This is a genomic window from Halobacillus litoralis (assembly GCF_020524025.1).
GTDB lineage: Bacteria > Bacillota > Bacilli > Bacillales > Halobacillaceae > Halobacillus > Halobacillus litoralis_D.
On sequence record NZ_JAIVKN010000004.1, the window covers coordinates 177,058 to 197,878 of the forward strand.

Consider the following 20,821-nt stretch of genomic DNA (forward strand, 5'->3'; position numbering starts at 1 on the left):
ATTGTTTGGTGAAGAAAACTCAGGTAGGAGGCGAGTGTGAATGAAAGAAATCCTTGTTAATTATATGAAAAGATTTTCGGATCTCAGTCAGCAGGAGCTGGAGGCCATCGTATCGGATATCCCAGTGATCTCTTTTAAAAAAGGAACGATCTTGTTACACCAAGGGCAGATTCCTGATCACTGTTATTTTATTCTCAAAGGGTGCATTAGAAAGTACACCATTAATGAGGAAGGGAAGGAAACTACTGTTCAGTTTTATACAGAAGAACAGAGTGTTACGGTTTTTAGTTCACCTCTTCATCCACAGTATTCAGCCTACACTTTGGTATGCCTGGAGGACTGTATGTTAGTAGTTGGTGACTTATCATTGGAACAGGAGAACTATAAGCAACATGCTGCACTCCAACCAATGATCCGCCAAATGATTGAAGCGGACATGGGAGAGGTGCAGGATGATTTTGCTGGTTTTATGTCTTCGACACCAGAAGAGAGATATAAGTCCTTGAAAATAAAACAACCTGAGCTGATTCGCCGGGTGCCTCAGCATCAGCTCGCAAGCTACTTAGGCATCACTCCTGAGTCCTTAAGCCGGATTAAAAAACGTCTGGGATAATCTTTAAACCTTCATTCAACGAGCTTTTATGCCTTTGACCAACAGCCATAAACCAAACCCTAATTCTCCAATTGTCATAGGAAGCATTAAGGTCATCTCAATGATAGAAGTGACGTTCTGAATCAACGGGAAAAAACTTTTCAGAACGTGAACAAGCATATAGCTGACTCCTGCGATAATGAGTAACGTGCTGATTACTTTTGGAATAGAGCTTGATTTAAAAGTGATCAAACCGACAAGTAAGAGATGGACACCAAATACAATCAGTCCAATCGACCAAATGGTTTCAAAGGCGTTGATCCTTGTCATGACTTGAGAAGCAGAGGTTTCCATTGAAGCTCCTGTGTTTTCTAAAGCGATTATATATGCGGTCACCAGCTGGGAAACGGCTGCAGCAAGAATGGCTGTGTAAAGGAGACGAACCCAGCCGGCTAATAATGAATACTCCGCATGGACTGGTCTTAAGCATATATAAAACGCCCACGCCACTATAATATCAAGCAAGATAATTAAAACCCAGCTTAAAATTTCATAATGAAACAATGTGCTGAATACCTGGATGTTTTCTAAAGTCTCCAAAGCGTCTTCGGGAATAATAAGGGTTGAATGAGCATAGCCATAGGAGAAAAAAGCCGCAAACGTCATGATGAGCAAGGATATTCCTGCAATTAGGGACGACTGTCGCTGCAGACCACTTAATTCATTCATAGGTGTTGAACCTCCTTCATCGTTTATTTGTATGGTACCTGCATAAGGGAGATGCTGCATTGACTTAAGTTAAGAAATCAAAAAAAGAACGTCCCTGTTGTTTTAGTAATAACAAGGACGCTCCTCTTTAATTGGTTCTGCTTACATCTCTCTATGTCCATTTTATCTAGAAGATCTATTGTCGAGACCTTTGTGCGGCTTGTTAAAGTTTCATTCCCCGAACGCTTCCGGAAGCATCTTGAATCCTTCAATCTCCGCATCTTCTTCTATTTCAATCATAATGCAGCGTTTGCCTTTATAATTGACCTGCCTCACAAATTCAAGGTCCTGGGGACTAATTGAAATATTGGCGACTTTTGTATTAATTTTAATAGATTTCGATTTGTATTTCGGTACAATACTCGATGCTTTCAGCTCATAGCCTTCATTATCAGTAATTTGTTGGAACGCATGTTTTACTTTTTCGCCGTCCACTTGTTCACCACTTTGGTTTAATACACGCTCAACTTCTCTATAATCGAGCTTTGGAGGTTCATCCTCCTCATTTTCTTCAACGACACGGTTTATCTCACTGTAGACGTTAGCGAGGGTGGAGGGGTTAAGCTGGTCACCGACGACATCCCTGATGACTTCTTCGAAAACCGCCTTGTCTTCCTTCGCTGTCATAATCTCTTCTCCATTTAATACGTCTTCAATGAAACGGTAGTCCAGCTCATTTGCTTTCCCGGCTGCATAGAGAACGTGGTTTACATCAGATGCCCCTTCTGTAATGGATGGGAAGAGGAATCCGGACATAGGATTCTTCAAATCGATGACGGGATCGACTTCAATCTTATATTTAAATTCTTTCTCCACATAATCAAACTGGATTTCTTTCTTAGGCTCTTCCGTTTTGTTTATGCTGCAGAGTATGAAAGGGTTGGAGTAAACAGCATCACGATCACTTTCCTCTGATTCTTCACTCCTCCGTTTTGTTGGTTTCATATACTCCGCCCGGATAAACGTAATGACAATATCTTTTTCATATGGATGGTCGTCGATGATTTTCTCTGTCATGGCGAGCATCTCCTGTTTCCAATCCTCTACGTTTTGACTGAGCAGCCCTCTATGTAACAGAAGCTGACTTGAATTCTCAGCATCACGCTGAAACTTCAGTTCAAATAATTTTTCGTCCAGCTGCCCGGTCAGCACTTTCTTGAAATTGTTCATAAACAGCTCTTGTTGATCGCGATCGAGCATTTCAAATGGCTGGCTCTGGTGGTGGTAGATATCTGTCGACTCTTTCATGATGTATACATTAAAGATGTCTGTGATTTTTAATAAATCGTTATCTACTTTAAATTGTTTGCGAATACCGGCAATGTCTTTTTTGTCCATCAATCGCTCACTCCTATAATGATCTTCGTTCAGGATTCTTTTATTTTAACACTGATTCATAATTGTTTATCGATAGTATTTCAAAAAAAGAGATCTTCTGTTATACATAAAGAAAGTAAACCTTAGGGAGGCATGAAAATGAAAATGATTGATTTAAGTGTCCCGTTAAGCCCGAAGGTAAAAGAGCCGACCCCGCCATCCATTCACTATCATTCGCACAAAGAAGGAGCAGACCAAGCTGTACAGCACCTCGGTATTACACATGATGATTTGTATCAGGGAAAAGCATGGGCGACCGAGGATGTGTCAGCCAGTACCCACGCAGGAACACACGTGGATGCCCCGTACCATTATGGAGACGTTTCGGAAGGTGAAAAAGCACGAACCATTGATCAACTGCCTATCGATTGGTTTTATGGAGATGGTGTGCTTTTTGATTTTAGCGAGAAAGAAAAAGGGTATGAAATTACTTCAGATGATTTGAATGAGCAGCTGGAGGAGATGAGTTACACATTAAAACCGCACGATATCGTCCTTATCCGCACGGACGCGGATAAACAGCTGTATCAACCTCAGTATGCTTTTTGTCACGCTGGTGTTTCAGCAGAAGCCACTCGATGGCTGATTAATCAGGGGATCAAAGTTATGGGCATTGATGCGTGGGGATGGGATATACCGCTTGATGTCCAGGTGCAGAATTACAAAAAAGATCCTGCCAGTAATCGGATTTGGGATGCCCATCTGGTAGGACTGGAGAAAGAGTACTGCCAAATTGAAAAGCTGGCTAATTTGGACCAAATCCCCAGGCGTCATGGATTTAAGGTGAGCACATTTCCAGTAAAAATTGAAAACGCGAGCGGCGCATGGGCCCGTCCCGTAGCAATCTTGGAAGCGTGAGCTGAAAAGAAGAGGATTCCTTCTATAGAAGGAATCCTCTTTATTCTTAGTTATCTTGTTTTGCTTTTTTTGATTTACGTGCGCGTTTTGCTTCTTCTTTGTGCGCTTCATTTGCAGCTGCACTTCCGAATTCCTGAGAAAATTCAGTATCTGCCTGCTGCGGGTTAAACCCCTTTTTGTTCTTTTGTTCTGCATCGTTTTTCTTATTACGCTTCGCCATGATGTGTCACCTCCATTTCCTCCCTTAGTATGAATCAGAGTTTGATTTCTCATGTAAGAAAAAAGGTGAATTTTATCTAGAATCCATAGGCGATAGGAGGTATAATATACAAAGATAATCGTTTGAAAAAAATAGATGGAAGAGGGGCATCCGGCCTTCTTCCATCTATTTTTTCTTTGCAAACTCCAGAAAGAAAGGGACGATCGTATGGATTTCTTTACAAGAATGGAACAACACACCGGGGTCTGTCTAAACGACGTCCAAAAACAAGCGGTCCTTCATACTGATGGTCCGCTGTTATTACTCGCTTCACCAGGCTCAGGAAAGACAACGACACTGAATATGAAAATCGGCTACTTGCTGCTTGAAAAGAAAGTGAGCGCAAATCGCATTATGGCGATTACGTTTAGTAAAGCCTCTGCCCATGACATGTCTGAGCGCTTCGACCGTTTCTTTTCTGCGGTAACGGATGAAAAAGTGCATTTTTCGACCATTCATAGTTTTGCCTTTAAAGTGGTGCGTGAATCGCTGAGAAAAAACGGGCAGGACTTCCAGCTGATTGAGGGGAATATTAGTGACGAAGAGCTGAAGAAAGGTTTCGATGGGCCTGACATCCCTCTTCACAAGAAATTTATTTTGAAAAAAATCTATGAAGATACAAACGGGACACAAATTTCAGATGATGAAATGGACGAACTGATGACCTATATCAGCTTCGTAAAGAACCGGATGATTGAAGGCAGGGAACTTGACAAAGTGACCTGTCATGTCAAAAACGCTTCAGATATTTATCAGACCTACGAACGGTTTAAGAAAAAACGTGACGATAAATTACTTCTCGACTTTGATGATATGCTCACTCTTTGTCACCGCATCCTGCTTGAAGACGGGGCACTCTTATCAAAGTATCAACAGCAGTTTGAGTATATCCTTACCGACGAAAGTCAGGATAACTCCGTCGTTCAGCATGAAATCGTCGAACTATTGGCGAAGCCGCATAACAATTTATGTGTGGTCGCCGATGATGATCAGTCCATTTTTATGTGGCGTGGGTCCGATGTAACGAAGCTTCTGCAGTTTGAAAAAAACTATCCTGATGCAACGGTTATGACGATGTCACAGAACTACCGGTCCTCACAGGAAATTGTTCAAGCATCAAATCAGTTTATCAAACGCAACAAAAACCGTTATGCAAAAGAAATGTTTACAGAGAATTCTTCTCATAAACCAGTCGAGATTAAATCGATGCGAAATTATGAGGATCAGTTGAAGTATGTGACAGAAGAGATTAGAAAGAGTGGAGCGGACGAAGAGGTCGCTGTTCTCTACCGCAACAATTCCTCCGCTGTACCGCTTGCAGACAAGCTCGATAAAGCCGGCATCAAGTTTTATATGAAAGATATCGACGCCAAGTTTTTTAAGCACTGGATTGTAGAGGACATGCTGAACTTTATGCGCTTTTCCTACAATGATAAGCGGATTGATATTCTAGAGCGGATTCATACGAAGTTCAATGCCTATATCTCAAAGCAGCAAATCGCCTACTTGAAGAAGAAAAATAACCAAACATCTGTATTTGATACGCTGCTTGAAAGTGACCTTCCGTCTTATCAGCAGAAGAATATTACTCAGGCGAAGAAGCAGTTTAAAGCGATCAACGAAATGGAGCCTGATAAAGCGATCCGAACCATTCGTGATAAACTTGGCTACGACCGTGCGATTAATAAAATGATAGAGAAATTCGGATTTAATGCCGAGCATCTATTCAGCATTCTGGATACGCTCGAAGAAATCGCTCATGGCCTTGGCACCTTAAAAGGGTTTGCCGACCGTCTGAAGGAACTCGAACAGTTGGTTCAAACGTCTAAATACAACAAAGACAAAAGTCCGCTCACCCTCACTACTTTCCACAGTGCCAAAGGGCTTGAGTACGACAAGGTGTATATGATTGATTTAATCAATGGTGTTGTACCTTCGAAAGATGATATGGAACGTTACCGAAATAAAGAATACGGACCTATGGAAGAAGCGGTCCGGCTTTTCTATGTCGGCATGACCCGAGCAAGGACAGACCTTGAGCTGTTAACGTATAACTATAAAGGAAATGAACGCGTTACTGAATCCATCTTTGTCATGAATGTAAGAAGAATCACCCAGCCTGAAGGGACTCAAACAACAAAAAGAAGACGAAAGCATCCAGACGTTGATTTAACAGATGAGACGCTCTTAAAGCCTGTTGAAATCGAGCTTGGTAAAGCCGTTATTCATAAAAAATTTGGTCCCGGAGTCATCAAAGAGTATGGCGGGGAACAAATTGGTATACAGTTTAAGGAAGCGGGCTATAAGGAACTCCTGCTTGAGTTTTGTATGGAAAACGGGTTATTGAGTAAACCGCAGATATAAATTGTTCGTTTAGCAAGAGGACAGCCTTTATATAAAGGCTGTCCTCAGCTTTTAGAGAAACCCGTGTTTTTCATAAGCTTTTTTCTGCCGTCAGGAGCAAAAGACCGTTCCGTTTCCGCTGTGAGGTCTCAGGTTGCTCTTTTTCCGCAGGGTTGTCACGGTCTGCAGATTTTCCAGAAAGCATCTTCTTTGAAAAAACGGTGGATGACGGTGGTTTTCATTCTTAGGGGATCTATTTTATATGTAGAAAAAATGTGCACTTATAAATAGATAAAGGCCCCGGACTAAAGCCGGGGCCTCTTCGTTAGTTGGTTGCCCGCATTTCGCTTCTACTTTCCTGTTTGTTACGTACCATTTGAAAGATGGTCAGCGCGGCAAAAAGGGCAAGTCCAATTAATGAAATGATGAAGTTCGGATAGACGAGTAGAACACCTGCTGCGATTAATCCCACTCGCTCAAACCAGTTCACCTTTGTCACGTAATAACCGATCATAGCTGCACTGATACTTGCCATTCCTAAGAGGGCAGTGGCAACACTAATCGTTACATTGACCGCATTCGCATCGCCCTGAAGTAAAAGAATCGGGTTCGATACGAAAATATACGGAATGATAAAGGCAGCGATGGCGAGTTTCACAGCCGTCACTCCTGTTTTCATTGGATTTGCACCTGCAATTCCTGCACCTGCATAAGCGGCAAGACAGACAGGAGGAGTGATATCGGCAACAATGCCGAAATAGAAGACGAACATGTGAACAGCGATGACCGGAACATCAAACGCGAGCAAGGCAGGCGCGGCCATCGTAGCCGTTACAACATAGTTCGCCGTTGTCGGCAAACCCATTCCCAGAATGATACAGGCAATCATCGTAAAGAACATGACGAGGAAAAATTGTCCCTGGGCAAGATCAATAATCCCGCCGGCAATTTTCGGTCCAAGTCCGGTGGTCGTAACCGTACCAGCGATAATACCGGCGGTGGCACAAGCTGCAATAACTGGAAGAGCCACCCGCGCTCCTTCTTCCAAAAGCTTGATGATTCCTTTAATGGACATGCGCGTATCTTTTCTGAGAAAACTGATGACAAAAGCTGTAACGATAGCAAATAGAGCTGCATAGGTTGGTGTTCTGCCTGCTAGAAGGAAGCCGATGATAATGATAAGCGGCAGAAAAAGATCGAGCCGTTTCATCAGGTTTGTTATGTCAGGCAGTTCTTCCTTCGTCAATCCACGGATATTCTGCTTTCTAGCTTCAAAGTGAGTGCCGAGAAAAACCCCTGAAAAATATAGAAGCGCCGGTATGATGGCGATGACGATGATTTGATTATAGGGAGTCCCTGTATAGGAAGCCATAATAAAAGCAGCGGCACCCATAATTGGCGGCATGAGCTGCCCGCCGGTCGAAGCGGCAGCTTCTGAGGCAGCGGCAAAATGCGGTTTAAACCCTGCATTTTTCATCATCGGAATGGTGAATGATCCGGACCCGACTGTGTTGGCAACTGAACTTCCGCTGACCATTCCCTGCAGACCACTCGCAGCAACGGCAGCTTTTGCTGTACCGCCGGTATACCGACCGGTCAGGCGGAGAGCGATATCGTTGAAAAATTGTCCGATATTCGTTTTGACTAAAATGACACCAAAAAAGAGAAATAAAAATATATAGGTGGACGATATTTGAATCGGTATCCCAAAAATGGCGCTTGAGCTGAAAAACATTTTAGTCGCAAGCGTCGGCCAGTCATATCCGGCGTGGCCGATAACGGGAATGTAGTTGCCGAACAATCCGTATAAAAGGGCAAGCATGGCAATAATGACAATCGGAAGGCCTACGACACGTCTGGTTGCTTCTAACAGCAGAAGGATCCCAGCTGTCGCTACATACTGATCCATGTAGGAAAAACCAAAAATGATCGCCTCGTTAATCAAACGTTCATAATTTTGAATGATATAAAAGTTTGTATAAAGTGCAATGGCTGCTAAGAGAACATCATACCAAGGAATTCCACGCTTAGCTGTCAAAGAGGACTTGATGGGATAGAGGAGATAGACAAGACACAGAGCAGCACCAAGGTGAACTGCTCCTTGAATTAACGACACATAAGCCCCTCTGTAAGCCGTATAGAGCTGAAAGATGGTGAGTGCACTTCCCAGGATGAGAGTGAGCCACCCCCAGGGGCCCAGGTTCGTACGAAAGCTGCTTTCTTTGTCGTATTTTTTCATGAGTTCCCGCTTGTCGACTTCTTGATTTTCCTTTGTTGGCACTGATCTTACCTCCATTTCTAAATGGTATCATTTGAAAGAACCGGACAAAGCTATGCCCGGTTCTTGATGAATGGTTTATTTATTCAAGGAGCCCTTCTTCTTCGAAATACTTCTCTGCACCTGGGTGAAGAGGGAGTTCGCCGGCACCTGATAATGCTGTATCTTTTGTAATAAGCTTAGCTTGAGCTATGGACATGTCCCCAGCATTTTCAAACAAGGTCTTGGTCATTTCATAAGCTAAATCTTCACTCACTTGTTCAGTAGAACCCAGCAGCAAAGCCATTGCTGTGATTGTTTCTACAGGCTCGTCCTGCCATTCGTACGTACCAGGTTCAACCGTATAAGCTTCATACTGACTGTTTGCAACGACTTCATCAAGTGCCTCACCTTCGATGTTCAGGAACTTGACTTCTTTCGTTGCCGCTTCTAACTCATCCGTTGTAGAGGAAGGTACGCCAACAACAGCAAAGGAAGCGTCAATCGTTTTGTTCTGAAGCTTACTTTTTGCATCTCCAAATCCTTCTTCAAAAGCTTCATAGTCTCCTTCTTCAATTCCATACGCAGAAAGAACCATTTCAGCCGCTTCACGTGTCGCTCCACCTGGCGGGCCGACAGCGACTTTCTTGCCTTTCAAATCTTCAATAGATTCAATTCCTGTAGAATCAAGAGTGACAACCTGAAGAGCTTCCGGATAAAGGGAACCAATGACGCCTACGTTTCCTACATCCTTGCCTTCGAATTCACCTGTTCCTTCAACAGCATTAATCATGGTTGTGTTCTGAGCAATGCCAAGTTGGAAGTCACCGGACTGAATTTTGGCTATGTTTTCAACAGAAGCCCCTGATTCAACTGAGCTGACATCAAATCCTTCCATGTCGATGTTATCTGTAAGAAGGTTAGCCATTTCTCCACCTAGAGGATAATACACGCCACCAACACTGCCTGTCCCCATTGTAAGGTTTGTCATTTCTTCTCCACCGCTGTCGCCACCATCATCGCCGCCAGCTGAATCGCCTCCATTTCCGCTTTCACCGCAGGCGCCGAGAATCATGCTGATGGTGATGAGGAAGACGATCATCAACCAAGAGTGCTTTTTCATCAAAATACCCCCTACTTTTCAAGTGTTTTTATTCAAATAGGAGTGCTTTTTCCTATTTAAAACTAATTATCCCTTATATTTACATAATTTTATCTCGTTTCGTCAATTATTACAAGAATATTAAGAAAATTACGTCATTAACGGTTGGATTAGGAAGGTTATATAAGAGAAGAGGGGGGAGTGAACCGCAGTCACGTCTGACATGGATGCTTCTCATTGCATGAAGCCATTAGCAGCAACTGAATACAGGGTTATTTTTAGAAAAAAATGAAAAAACAATCTTTTTTCTATACTCCTCCATCCGTGCTATAATCCTAAAATGCAAAATTTATGTATGGTGAATTGTTTGATAATTCGAATGATTCAGCAGTAAAAGGAGATTCAACATGAATGACACACAAGTTCTAATACAAGAACCAATGGCGATTTTTGCCTACTTGATTGCCCTTGTCGGGGCAGTATTTATGTTATCAACGTTGGAGTATAAGCCGCTTAAGAAATTTTTCGGCTATCTACCACCGTTAATTTGGATGTATTTTTTACCGATGCTTTCGACAACGTTCGGAATCATCCCGCAAAGTTCAGATTTATACAGCTTCTTAAGTACCTATATGCTGCCCGCTGGTTTACTGCTGTTAATGATCAGCACGAACGTACCAGCTACCTTTAAACTTGGTGGAAAAGCTGTACTTGTCTTCCTTGCAGGTACTGTCGGAGTAGTAATTGGTGGACCTATTGCCTTTGCTTTATTCCAAGGTGTATTACCTGATGAAGCATGGCGCGGTGTGGGTGCACTTGCCGGGAGCTGGATCGGTGGCTCTGCGAATATGGGGGCGATGATTGAAGCTTTCAGCACGCCTGACGATATTTTAAGCCCAATTATCTTAACGGATACATTAGTCGGAATCGGCTGGATGGGAGTTATGATTTCCCTTGCAAATTTCCAGGAACGCTTTAATAAGTGGAATGGCGCGGATAACTCTACGATCAAGCGCGTCAATGAAGATATTGCAACAGATGTGCAGAATAATGCGAAACCAATTCAGCTTCCACAGCTCTTTGGGATCCTTTCCATTGGCTTCGCTGGTTCTTATTTAATCCGTCTGTTTGCTGATCTTTCGTTCATTCCAAAATCTGATGTTATGAATACATCCACGTGGACGTTCTTAATTATCACTGCTGTCGGGATTGCCTTATCCTTTACCAAAGTCCGCAACCTTGAATATTATGGTGCAAGTAAAGTTGGATATATGGGGATTTACTTGTTCCTTACAGCTATAGGAGCTCAAGCAAACTTGATGGATATCGTTCAAGCACCTCAGTTTATCCTTATGGGACTGGTGTGGCTCGCTATTCACGTGCTTTGTATATTCCTTGCCGCACGCTTATTAAAAGCACCGCTCTTCTTCGTTGCTGTCGGCTCTCAGGGAAACATTGGTGGAACAAGCTCTGCTCCAATTGTTGCCTCTGTTTTCCAACCGGCGCTTGCGCCTGTCGGATTGTTGATGGGTATCCTTGGTAATGTAGTTGGAACATACGCAGCTCTCCTCTGTGGTCAACTGGCCCGGATGATTGCCGGCGGATAATCATAAACTGAATTAAAAGCCTGACCTTTTTTAGGGTCAGGCTTTATTTTATTTATATGAATTCCCCTGGAGGACACCTACGTCAAAATAACCTCTCTGTTTCATCCAATTGGGATGGGCTCTCCTTCATTGATTGTTCTTTTTTGAATATATATAACAAAGTGAGCGGGGAAAGGGGAGATCCTATGGCTGTAATTAAAGCTCCATACAAAGACATTAAACTTCTTGCGCGTCTGCTCAGAGCTGAAGCGGTCGGGGAAGGGAAGCAGGGGATGCTCCATGTCGGGGCAGTTACGGTGAACAGAGCAAGGGTGAATTGTTCAGATTTTGAGGGGTTAAGAACACTACCTGAAGTGATTTATCAACCCAAAGCGTATGAAGCACTTCAACACGGGATGTTTTATCAAAGATCAAGAGAGAGTGAAAGGCGCCTGGCAAAAAGGAATGTGAAAGGGCACAGATCATGGCCTGCAAAGTATAGTTTGTGGTACTTTAAGCCGGAGGGTCAATGTCCACCCACCTGGTATGACCAGCAGCTGGTGGGCCGGTATAAGGCTCACTGCTTTTACGAACCAGTTCAGGGCGAGTGTGATGAGATTTACAATTCGTATTAATGGCTGTGTCCGTGATGATATTCTCTGCCTCAACCATGAGGTGGAGTTTTTTTTGGTACAGGTGAAAAAGAGCGTTTATTAAATGGAACGATCATTTTTGTGAAAGCAGGAAACACTAGGGAAGTAACAAGTACAGGTAGGAGGGAAAGCATGAAGGAAAAGGGAAAGAAGCTTGGACGCACAGAAGCGAACCTTAAAATAAATAAATATCTCGAAGGTGAACGTAAAAAGGAGAAGGACTTGAGTACAGGGTATATGAACAATAATACTGCAGCTATTGAAGTGAATGAAAAAGATCAGTAAGAAAATAACATCCCTCCTTCTTTTGATTAGAAGGAGGGGGTAGATTCAGGATATGCTGCTTCTCAGGTCATTTTCAATATCTTCAAGACTGCGTCCTTTCGTTTCTGGTACATAATTCATAACAAATAAGAAAGCCAGAACACCGATGGCTGCAAACAACACAAACACCCATGCTGTACCTATGGCTCCAAGCAGTACTGGGAAGAACAAAGAGACAATGAGGTTGGACAAAGATAATAGTAATGTTGTAAATCCGGTCGCTGCACCTCTAGCTTTTAATGGGAAGAGTTCCGGAAGCATTACCCACACCACCGGTCCCCATGTGGCTGAAAAGAAAATAATGAACAAACCTAAGAATATGACGGTCAGCCAGGCGATACTCGTCGTCAATTCTGCTGTAAATAAAATCACTGCCAGAATTGTGAGACTGGTCACCATACCAGCATTTCCAATAAGCAGCAGCTTCTTCCTGCCCAGTTTGTCTATGGTTGCAATGGCTACTAATGTCATCAGGACATTTAATATTCCAATGCCGACGGTTCCTAAAATAGATGCAGAGTCGCCAAGGCCTGCTTTTGTGAAAATGGTCGGAGCGTAATAAATGACGGCATTAATTCCTATGAACTGCTGAAAGATGGCAATTCCACTCCCTACAATCAGCATCGGACGGACCCACTTCGAAGTTAATACATCCCAGGTACTCTCTTTTTCAGCTTCGATTTCTCTCATCTGTTTAATTTCTTTATCAATATCCTCTTTCTTTCGTGTGAGGCCCATTATGTTCCGGGCTTCTTTTTCACGGTTCTGCTTTAGAAGCCACTTGGGGCTTTCCGGCATAAATAGAACGCCTATCATTAATACCAGCGCAGGTACAGCAGCAAGCCCCAGCATCCAGCGCCATCCTTCAATTGGAGCAAACGCATAGTTGATAAGGTAAGCGAGAACGATTCCTATGGTAATCATTAACTGGTTAAGAGAACCTAGTGCGCCTCGGGATTCCGTTGGCGCCATCTCTGATAAATAGACGGGTACAATGGCTGTCGATCCGCCCACTCCAAGACCTAGAATAATGCGACCGGTCACAAGGATTGGTACGTTCGGTGCGAAAGCCAGCACAAACGATCCGGCTATATAAATAAGTGCTATAGCAAAAACAACACGTCTTCGACCAAAACGATCCGAAACATACCCGCTCAAGCCTGCTCCTATAATCGCTCCTACAAGTAAGGAGCTGACTACGAGTCCTTCTAGAAAATTCGATAAAGGGATATCTTTGCCTATAAATAAGAGAGCTCCTGAAATAACCCCAGTATCATATCCATAGAGTAAGCCTCCTAAGGCTCCAAAGAAGAAAATCCAATTCTTACTTAAGTTTTTATTCAAGTGGATAACCACCTTTCCTTGCGTTTTATCCATTTTGTTCCACTTTTTATTGAGAAAAAAACCTGCCTTGTGAAGGAATCCATTTAATTTGTGATGGAGGGTAATTTAAACTCTTACATAAATGCGTTCTCAAATTCTTTCCTTTACAACCGACTAATTCATGGAAACAAAGGATTAAAAGTTATAAAGGATACTTAGCCTGAAAAGTTTCAGTAATGAGGGGACAGGGAATCCATAAACAACTAAATCAAAGGCAGAGGTGGGAAAGTATGTTGTTTTCCGGGACGAAACTTTCGGACTTATCTAAAGCATCCGTCACTCTTTTACTTGTTGGAGTGATCGCTTTAGGTTTATCGTTTTATATATTTATGGATATTACATTAAGTATCCTGGCAAAAGAAAAGTTCGCTATAGATCAGGCTGCGTTCAACTTTGTTAAAGAAACCTCATTTTCCGGGGTGGAGATCTTTATGAAAAGCATTACGCAGGCAGGGTCGGTCATCGTAATGGTGATTCTATCTCTTCTACTTGCCGGCTATCTACTTTTCTTTTCTCCATTCAGCCGTTGGGTCGGTGTTTATTTCATCCTTGGGATGGGAGGGGTCAGCGGATTGACCAAAGCCCTTAAAATGTTATCAAGCAGGGATCGACCGGAGTTCATGGGCGATTTCCATGGTACGTCATCAAGTTTCCCTAGTGGTCACACTTCAGGAGCCATTGTATTTTATGGGTTTGTCATCTATCTAATTGCAGTCAGCCGGTTAAAATCAAGATGGAAATGGTTTATTAACAGTATAGTTGTTGTCTTGACACTGCTGATTACGATTAGTCGGCTATACTTAGGTGTTCACTTTTTCACTGATATTGTGGCAGGCTTCCTATTTGGACTTATATGGCTTTTCATCTGTATTGCTGCTCTGGAAATAACCCTTTGGCATCAACGCAGACGCCAGACCGAAGAACAGTCGGTTACGGAATCAGCCGCTCAAAAAACATAGAGCAGGAACCTAAATAAGGTTTCTGTTCTTTTTTTATGGATGAAATGTTGGATATCGTGAAGACTATGGGAAAAGCACGGATTTTGCAAACACACGATGCGATCCAAAATGGAGGAATTTCTCATGCCAGCAAAGCCTCGTATTTCATCGTCTGAAATCGGGACGTTATGGATGACCTACCAACAAAAGACGATGGTTATCAGAATGTTGGATTACTTTATAGCTAAAGCCGAAGACCAACAAGCCAAAAAAATCATGGTTCACTTACAACGCGATATCAAGCCATACGTTACAGACATTGAAACAATCTTTAAAAATGAGGGAATAGATGTTCCTGTAGGTTTTACTGAAGAAGATGTCGCAACAGGAGTGCCTAAGCTCTACGACAATGGCTTCGATATTATGTTCCTGCGGTTGATTAAAGAGATCAGTATGGGCATGCATACGTTGAACTTGACGATGGGCTATCGGAAAGACATTACTCAGATGTTTCGTGAACTTACGAGCATTACACAGAAGTATTATGTCGAGTGCACCCAGTATCTCCTGGCAAAAGGTCTGCTGCCAAAGTCACCGTATATCGCTACTCAAAAACCAATAGAACATGTACAGCATAAAGATTATTTAAGCATGTTCAAGTCTAATAAAGAAAAGAGAGCACTGAATACAGTTGAGATTGCTCACCTGCACCATGCAATTGAATCAAATATAACGGGGATGCACATGATTTTAGGTTTTGCTCAATGTGCAACGGAGAAAGATGCCGCGAAGTATTTTAAAGAGGGCGCAGAGCTTGCGAAGGCAATCATTAAGGAATTATCTGAAGTTATGTTGGAAAGTGACCTCCAGGCTCCATCCACAGCCGGGGGGAATGTAACTGCTTCTCATCTAGCCCCGTTCTCAGATAAGATGATGCTTTATTGTGTTAGTCTCTTTTGCAGCTTTTCCTTAGGAGGAAACTCTCTAGGAACAGCGTTCAGCTTAAGAAATGATCTCCCTGCGAAATTTTCAGTCTTTATGAAAGACATTTTCCAATATGCTCATGAAGGAGCTAAGATCATGATTAAGTATGGGTGGATGGAAGAGCCGCCTCAATCAGAAAAGCATTAACGATTTTATAAGAACGAAACTTTCCCCGCATAAAACTTTCTGTGAAAGGGAAGGGACAGAGGAGAAGCGAAAATAGGGGGATGGATATGGAAAAGATGAACCGGGGAATTATTACTGCCATTTCAGCTATCGGTATTGCACAAGGATTAAAGATTCTTACTTATCGTAGAAACAACGGCGAATGGGATATAAAACAAGCTGCGACGACAGGTGGAATGCCCAGCTCTCATTCCGCAGGTGTATCAGCACTCGCTGCATATATAGCCGCAAATAAAGGCTCCCGCCACACTGAGACGGCTTTAGCTGTTACATTTGGTGTAATCGTTATGTATGATGCGCAGGGCATCCGCCGGCACACAGGAGAAATCGCCCAGCTGGTCAATGATCTCGAAGACAATTTTGCTGCTATTTCTGGTGATTTTCCGAGCTTTGAGTTTGTCGAGCGTGAGAATGAACTTAAAGAACTGCTCGGCCATCAGCCGATTGAAGTCCTGGGCGGAGCGGTGTTGGGAGTGCTGCTCGGGTACTTATCAGCTAAGCTTGAAGGGTAACAGCTAAGATAGAAAAAGCAGACTTGCTTTTTCTATCTATTTTTTTGAGAATGAAACAATTGATAAAGCTAAAGATATACCAAGGAGGTGTGGATGATCCAATGAAAAAGAATAAAAACCTGGCCCGCACGCAGGATGGCGATCATATTGCAAGCTCAGGAACCAATGTGGATGCCGTTAAGCGTCAGAACAAGCAATCCGGTTTAACTTACAATGAAGTAAAGAATCTCCTGGCTGAGTCCACTCGTGAACATAATTAACTCAGTGGACAACTTATGAAAAAGGAAAAAAGAATGACTCTGGAGTGAAAGGGACCTGATTTGGGGATAGTCAGGTCTTTTTGGTTCTGCTTAGAGTTTGGAAATGAATAGGTTTAAAAGGATACAGCAAAGAGAATGGAAGTAGAAAAAGCAAAAAGGAGATCCATTTTCATGTCTATCAATCAGACCATTTTTTTGTTATTGATCGGGTATCTTATTTTTACGATTGATAAAAAACAGGCAAATCTTCCCGTGCCGATGATTCTGGTCTTCATTGGAATCGGGTTGTCTTTCGTTCCTTTTTTTTCATCGGTTCATGTAACGGAGTATTTGATTTATTACGTCTTTCTTCCTCCTTTGCTGTTTGTTTCAGCCTATCGTTTTCCACCTGAGCACTTCAAGAAAAACAGTAACTTGATCATTTTTCTTTCAACCGTGGGCATTATTTTAACGGTCGGTATTTTAGGGGCTGTCCTATATGTCATCAGTGGTCCATTTATATCCCTAACTTTCAGCGGTGCTTTGCTGCTTGCGGCCATTTTAACCCCGACGGATCCGGTGTCTGTGGTATCAATCTTAAAAAATTCCACCAGCGATAAAAAAATTGCCGATGTGGTCGAAGGAGAATCACTTTTAAATGATGGGACAAGTGTTGTTATTTTTACAGTTCTCATTGGCATGTATACAGACAGCCAAAGTTTTTCCCTCCTGTCTTTCTTTGGGGAATTCCTATTGGTTTCCCTGGGAGGGGTAGGACTCGGCGTATTTTTCGGCTGGATCATTAGTAAAGGCGTGCACTATACGCACAACAAGGAATACCAGGTGATGCTCAGTATTATTCTTGCCTATGGTATTTTTAATTTGGCCGAAGCTTTCCATATATCCGGTGTATTAGCTACCGTATCTGCTGGACTTATGCTTTCATTTGAGTATGGTCGCACATTTAAAGAAGAGCACTTCAAGGAAACTTTAGACGGTTTTTGGGGCGTAGTTGAAACTTCTGCGTTGTCACTTTTGTTCCTGCTGATCGGGATCGAAGCGGCTGGGTATTTGGCTGCACCGGTGTGGGGGTTTGCTTTCATTGTCTTCGGACTGTCTATTCTTGTCCGTTTCCTTATCATTGGAGGTTCCACGCAGTTGTTTACAACCTGGCGCAGGAGAATTAACTGGAGAGAATCAGCCCTTCTAACTTGGGCCGGTCTTAAAGGGACGATGTCCATCTTTCTTATTCTTTCATTCAAGACGGAAGCGGAAGGTGGAGAGACCTTTATTGCGCTGGCATTTGCATCGGTTTTGATTTCATTAGTACTGCAGAGTATTGGTGTCTTCCCATTATCCAAGCGGCTGCTGAAGTCATAATCACAACTTTTTTCGAGTGCGTTTACATTCGATAAAGGCTTGCAGGGCTTATGAAAAGGACTATTATTAAGATCCTCAATTATATGTAAAAACAGGCGGATCTCACATTAGGAAGAGGCCGGGGAGTCGTCCGCCTTTCACAATTACATAAAAGGAAATCATTCTCTTAGGGAAGTGTAGGAGTAGGAAAGGGACTTAAAGAGCCTGGTTCAGCTGAACCAGGCTTTTTATAGTTATTTTTTTCTCCTGGTTTTGGCTTCCTCAACAAAGCGGTCAAACAACCGCTGCATGCTTTCGTGTTTTTTTGTCATCATTTCTGCATGCCATTGCACGCCTAAAACAAACCCATCTTCACCTATCTTCTCTATAGCCTCTACAACACCGTCTTTCGCATAGGCTGTGGCTTTAAATCCAGGCGCAACTTCTTTAATGATTTGATGATGGAACGAATTGGTGAGCGTCGTTTGTCCAAACTGTTCTCTCATTACACTGTTCGGTTCAGTTGTAATGGTATGCGTTTCCTGGCTCGGGTTATGGTATTGATCATGTTTCAAGGATTCTGTCTCCATATAAGAAAGATCCTGGTGCAGGCTGCCTCCGTAAGCAACGTTCAATAATTGAATCCCGCGACAGATGGCGAATACAGGTTTCCCCTGACGAATCATTTCCTTAGCTAAAATTGTCTCGGAATGGTCTCTTTCAGGAAAAGGAGTCCCCTGCTTCAATCGTGGTTCCTCGCCATAAAGAAGAGGATTGACATCGTGCCCCCCTGAGAGAACAAGCCCATCCATTGCCTGCGCCTGCATCGTTATAGTCTCGTCATCTTCTAAAACAGGAAGAATGAAAGGAATGCCGCCTCCCCTAAGGACAGATTGGACATAGTCATTGTTGACGTAAGCACGGTCGTAACCAGGGAAACGGCCCCCCTGGTCAATAATTATGCTTCCAGATATTCCGATAAGTGGTTTCATGATGATTGAACTCCCTCTTTAAAACTTTGTATTTGGCTCTGTTACACATCTATGCAACCCCTAAATGTGAAACGAATGATTTGAGTGTGTTGAATCGAATAACGGGTAGTCTGCAGGAATCCTCACCATAAGCCCACGAAAAGCGGCCTGGCCTCAATCCCAGAAATAAAAATGACATCGACGTTTAACAGAGCCTTGTTATTGATATTTATAGTGGATATAAAATGCACAACATTTCCTGAAAATCTAATTATTATTTACAGAGATAAGTAAGAACTTTACCTCATCAATTAAAAAATTGTGGAAATCAGGACCCATACTTTGACATCTTTCGACATCTATATTAAAATCCAAGTAATTTGATAAGAATTACATACTATCGCATTATATAAAAAAGGTAGTACGTGTTCAATTAAAACATTTCTGGAAAAGGAGAGTATCCATTGAAATTATCACGCTTATTTATGATTTTATCTCTAGCTTTCGTTGTAGTTGCTGCCGGCTGCAGTAATAATGAGGAAAGCAGTGAAAAATCAGATGCAGAGAATAAAAAAGCAGAAGCTCCGTCAAATGAAGAAGGTTTGACGATTGCTGTAGAGAGTAACTTCACAAGCATGGACCCGCACGATACGAATGATAACCAGTCCTACTCAGCCCAGTCGGCCATCTATGAAGGGCTGTTAGGTTTTGATGAGGACCTTAACATTGTTCCTGTCCTTGCTGAAGAATACGAAGCGAATGAAGATTCTACCGTTTTCACTTTTACATTAAAAGAAGGTATTACTTTCCATGATGGAACGCCTTTTAATGCTGAGGCGGTGAAGGCAAATATCGACCGCCTCGCTGATCCTGAAAGTCAGCTTCGACGCAGCTCACTTTTTGAACTGGTGGAAAAAACCGAAGTAACCGGCGAGTATGAAGTGGAAGTTACATTAAAAGAGCCATTTGGTGCGATGCCAAACAACTTTGCTCACCCGGCTGCAGCTATGATTAGCCCTAAAGCGATTGAGAGCAGTGATGAAATTGCCCGCAACCCTGTAGGGACAGGACCGTTTCAATTTACAGAATGGAAAAGCGGAGATCATTTAACCGTTGAAAAGTATGAAGGTTATCGAGAAGAAGGAGTACCAAAAGTCGACCGTGTTGAATTTAAACCTGTACCGGAAAGTGGATCGCGTGTAGCAATGCTTCAAACAGGCGAAGCAGATTTTGTTTTCCCGGTAGCACCAAACCAGGTTGAAACTTTAAAAGATGAAGCGGGCGTATCTGTAGTAAATAAACCCTCTCTTGTCGTAAAATACTTCTCTATGAACACAATGAAAGAACCATTCAATGATCCAAAAGTCCGTAAAGCACTAAATTACGCCATTGATAAAGAAGCTTATGTGAATGTGATTTATGATGGATATGCTTCGGTTACTAAGTCTGAAATTGCCCCGGACACCCAGCATTATGCCGAGCAGGAAATTTACAAGTATGACCCTGAAAAAGCGAAGGAGCTGCTGACAGAAGCCGGATATCCGGATGGCTTTGAAACAACAATCTGGGGCGGTACAAGCTCTTTGAAACAAAAAATGATGCAATTCTATAAACAGCAGCTAAGCCAGGTTGGGATAACGCTTAACGTTGTGCCAATGGAAGGTGGAACACTTGGGGATAAAATCTGGGGTGTAGATAACCCTGATAATGCAGAACTGGAGCTTTATAACGGAGGTTGGTCTCCATCTACTGCTGATGCTGACTGGGGACTTCGTCCACTATTCAGTTCTAAATCCTTCCCGCCTGAAGCCTACAACACGGCTTATTATGAGAATGAAAAGGTTGATGAACTTCTGCAAAAAGGATTATCTACCGCTGATGATAAAAAACGCGGTGAATACTATGCAGAAGCTCAACAAATCATTTGGGATGATGCACCATGGGTATTCCTTGCTGTACCTGATCTGATTTATGCCGAGCAGGAATATGTCGATGGATTAACGATGCTTCCATCGGGTGTCATGGATCTAAAACAAGCTGAAATTGTTTCCGAATAAAAGGGAGAGGTTGAGCGTTCAGCGCTCAACCTCTTTCATGCTTTTATGAAAATCATTTTTTTATAGAGGTTCT

General features: G+C 42.7%; 19 protein-coding genes. 12 read left to right on the forward strand and 7 right to left on the reverse strand.

All coding sequences use genetic code 11. The features are described 5' to 3' along the window. The first annotated feature begins 40 nt into the window (after positions 1 to 40). A complete protein-coding gene (locus LC036_RS15040) occupies positions 41 to 613 on the forward strand; it encodes a Crp/Fnr family transcriptional regulator (RefSeq protein WP_226584542.1) in 573 nt (190 codons plus the stop codon). Positions 614 to 628: 15 nt separating this feature from the next. Here the strand turns inward: LC036_RS15040 and LC036_RS15045 are convergent, their stop codons facing one another. Together LC036_RS15045 and LC036_RS15050 are read right to left on the reverse strand one after the other, a co-directional pair. After that, entirely contained in the window at positions 629 to 1,321 is a 693-nt protein-coding gene (locus tag LC036_RS15045; protein ID WP_226584545.1) for a DUF4386 domain-containing protein, read from the reverse strand. 210 nt (positions 1,322 to 1,531) lie between these two features. Next, positions 1,532 to 2,698 (reverse strand): DUF4317 domain-containing protein, encoded by a 1,167-nt coding sequence (locus LC036_RS15050; protein WP_226584548.1) that lies wholly within the window; start codon positions 2,696 to 2,698, stop codon positions 1,532 to 1,534. A 138-nt stretch (positions 2,699 to 2,836) separates the two neighbouring features. Here LC036_RS15050 and LC036_RS15055 point away from each other — a divergent pair, with 138 nt between their 5' ends. Next, positions 2,837 to 3,595, forward strand: coding sequence for a cyclase family protein (locus LC036_RS15055; RefSeq protein WP_226584549.1), 759 nt, complete (start codon positions 2,837 to 2,839; stop codon positions 3,593 to 3,595). A gap of 46 nt (positions 3,596 to 3,641) precedes the next feature. Here the strand turns inward: LC036_RS15055 and LC036_RS15060 are convergent, their stop codons facing one another. Further along, positions 3,642 to 3,815, reverse strand: a complete 174-nt coding sequence (locus LC036_RS15060; protein WP_226584552.1) for a hypothetical protein — start codon at positions 3,813 to 3,815, stop codon at positions 3,642 to 3,644. Positions 3,816 to 4,040: 225 nt separating this feature from the next. Between LC036_RS15060 and LC036_RS15065 the strand changes: the two genes are divergently transcribed. Beyond that, complete coding sequence (locus LC036_RS15065) at positions 4,041 to 6,218, forward strand: ATP-dependent helicase (protein WP_226584555.1); 2,178 nt, start codon at positions 4,041 to 4,043, stop codon at positions 6,216 to 6,218. A 304-nt stretch (positions 6,219 to 6,522) separates the two neighbouring features. Here the strand turns inward: LC036_RS15065 and LC036_RS15070 are convergent, their stop codons facing one another. Together LC036_RS15070 and LC036_RS15075 are read right to left on the reverse strand one after the other, a co-directional pair. Further along, on the reverse strand, positions 6,523 to 8,493 hold the full coding sequence (locus LC036_RS15070) for a TRAP transporter permease (RefSeq protein ID WP_226584558.1): 1,971 nt from the start codon (positions 8,491 to 8,493) through the stop codon (positions 6,523 to 6,525). 64 nt (positions 8,494 to 8,557) lie between these two features. Further along, positions 8,558 to 9,577 carry a TAXI family TRAP transporter solute-binding subunit gene (locus LC036_RS15075; RefSeq protein WP_226584561.1) on the reverse strand — a complete coding sequence of 340 codons (1,020 nt, stop codon included), beginning with the start codon at positions 9,575 to 9,577 and terminating at the stop codon, positions 8,558 to 8,560. 386 nt (positions 9,578 to 9,963) lie between these two features. Between LC036_RS15075 and LC036_RS15080 the strand changes: the two genes are divergently transcribed. From LC036_RS15080 to LC036_RS15090, 3 genes are all read left to right on the forward strand, one after another. Continuing rightward, the gene (locus LC036_RS15080; protein ID WP_226584564.1) at positions 9,964 to 11,163 is read left to right on the forward strand and encodes a DUF819 domain-containing protein; all 1,200 of its coding nucleotides are present in this window, start codon (positions 9,964 to 9,966) and stop codon (positions 11,161 to 11,163) included. A 185-nt stretch (positions 11,164 to 11,348) separates the two neighbouring features. Further along, positions 11,349 to 11,777 carry a cell wall hydrolase gene (locus LC036_RS15085; RefSeq protein WP_226584566.1) on the forward strand — a complete coding sequence of 143 codons (429 nt, stop codon included), beginning with the start codon at positions 11,349 to 11,351 and terminating at the stop codon, positions 11,775 to 11,777. Positions 11,778 to 11,927: 150 nt separating this feature from the next. Continuing rightward, the gene (locus tag LC036_RS15090) at positions 11,928 to 12,080 is read left to right on the forward strand and encodes a hypothetical protein (RefSeq protein WP_226584582.1); all 153 of its coding nucleotides are present in this window, start codon (positions 11,928 to 11,930) and stop codon (positions 12,078 to 12,080) included. Between the two features lie 45 nt (positions 12,081 to 12,125). Here LC036_RS15090 and LC036_RS15095 read toward each other — a convergent pair whose 3' ends face one another. Further along, entirely contained in the window at positions 12,126 to 13,463 is a 1,338-nt protein-coding gene (locus tag LC036_RS15095; RefSeq protein WP_413229975.1) for a sugar porter family MFS transporter, read from the reverse strand. A 269-nt stretch (positions 13,464 to 13,732) separates the two neighbouring features. Between LC036_RS15095 and LC036_RS15100 the strand changes: the two genes are divergently transcribed. The 5 genes from LC036_RS15100 to LC036_RS15120 all read left to right on the forward strand — a co-directional run bounded on the left by LC036_RS15100 (position 13,733) and on the right by LC036_RS15120 (position 17,741). Further along, positions 13,733 to 14,461 (forward strand): phosphatase PAP2 family protein, encoded by a 729-nt coding sequence (locus LC036_RS15100; RefSeq protein ID WP_226584588.1) that lies wholly within the window; start codon positions 13,733 to 13,735, stop codon positions 14,459 to 14,461. A 123-nt stretch (positions 14,462 to 14,584) separates the two neighbouring features. Continuing rightward, complete coding sequence (locus LC036_RS15105) at positions 14,585 to 15,571, forward strand: DUF3231 family protein (protein ID WP_226584591.1); 987 nt, start codon at positions 14,585 to 14,587, stop codon at positions 15,569 to 15,571. Between the two features lie 86 nt (positions 15,572 to 15,657). Continuing rightward, positions 15,658 to 16,122 carry a divergent PAP2 family protein gene (locus LC036_RS15110; RefSeq protein ID WP_226584594.1) on the forward strand — a complete coding sequence of 155 codons (465 nt, stop codon included), beginning with the start codon at positions 15,658 to 15,660 and terminating at the stop codon, positions 16,120 to 16,122. 50 nt (positions 16,123 to 16,172) lie between these two features. Next, positions 16,173 to 16,382, forward strand: coding sequence for a hypothetical protein (locus tag LC036_RS15115; protein ID WP_226584596.1), 210 nt, complete (start codon positions 16,173 to 16,175; stop codon positions 16,380 to 16,382). 171 nt (positions 16,383 to 16,553) lie between these two features. Next, positions 16,554 to 17,741: a cation:proton antiporter gene (locus LC036_RS15120; protein WP_226584598.1), complete on the forward strand. Its 1,188-nt coding sequence runs from the start codon at positions 16,554 to 16,556 to the stop codon at positions 17,739 to 17,741. A 233-nt stretch (positions 17,742 to 17,974) separates the two neighbouring features. Here LC036_RS15120 and LC036_RS15125 read toward each other — a convergent pair whose 3' ends face one another. Beyond that, positions 17,975 to 18,712: a gamma-glutamyl-gamma-aminobutyrate hydrolase family protein gene (locus LC036_RS15125; RefSeq protein ID WP_226584601.1), complete on the reverse strand. Its 738-nt coding sequence runs from the start codon at positions 18,710 to 18,712 to the stop codon at positions 17,975 to 17,977. 443 nt (positions 18,713 to 19,155) lie between these two features. On the opposite strand from LC036_RS15125, the gene LC036_RS15130 reads away from it, so the two are divergent. Continuing rightward, on the forward strand, positions 19,156 to 20,748 hold the full coding sequence (locus LC036_RS15130) for a glutathione ABC transporter substrate-binding protein (RefSeq protein WP_226584604.1): 1,593 nt from the start codon (positions 19,156 to 19,158) through the stop codon (positions 20,746 to 20,748). The last annotated feature ends 73 nt before the right edge of the window (positions 20,749 to 20,821 follow it).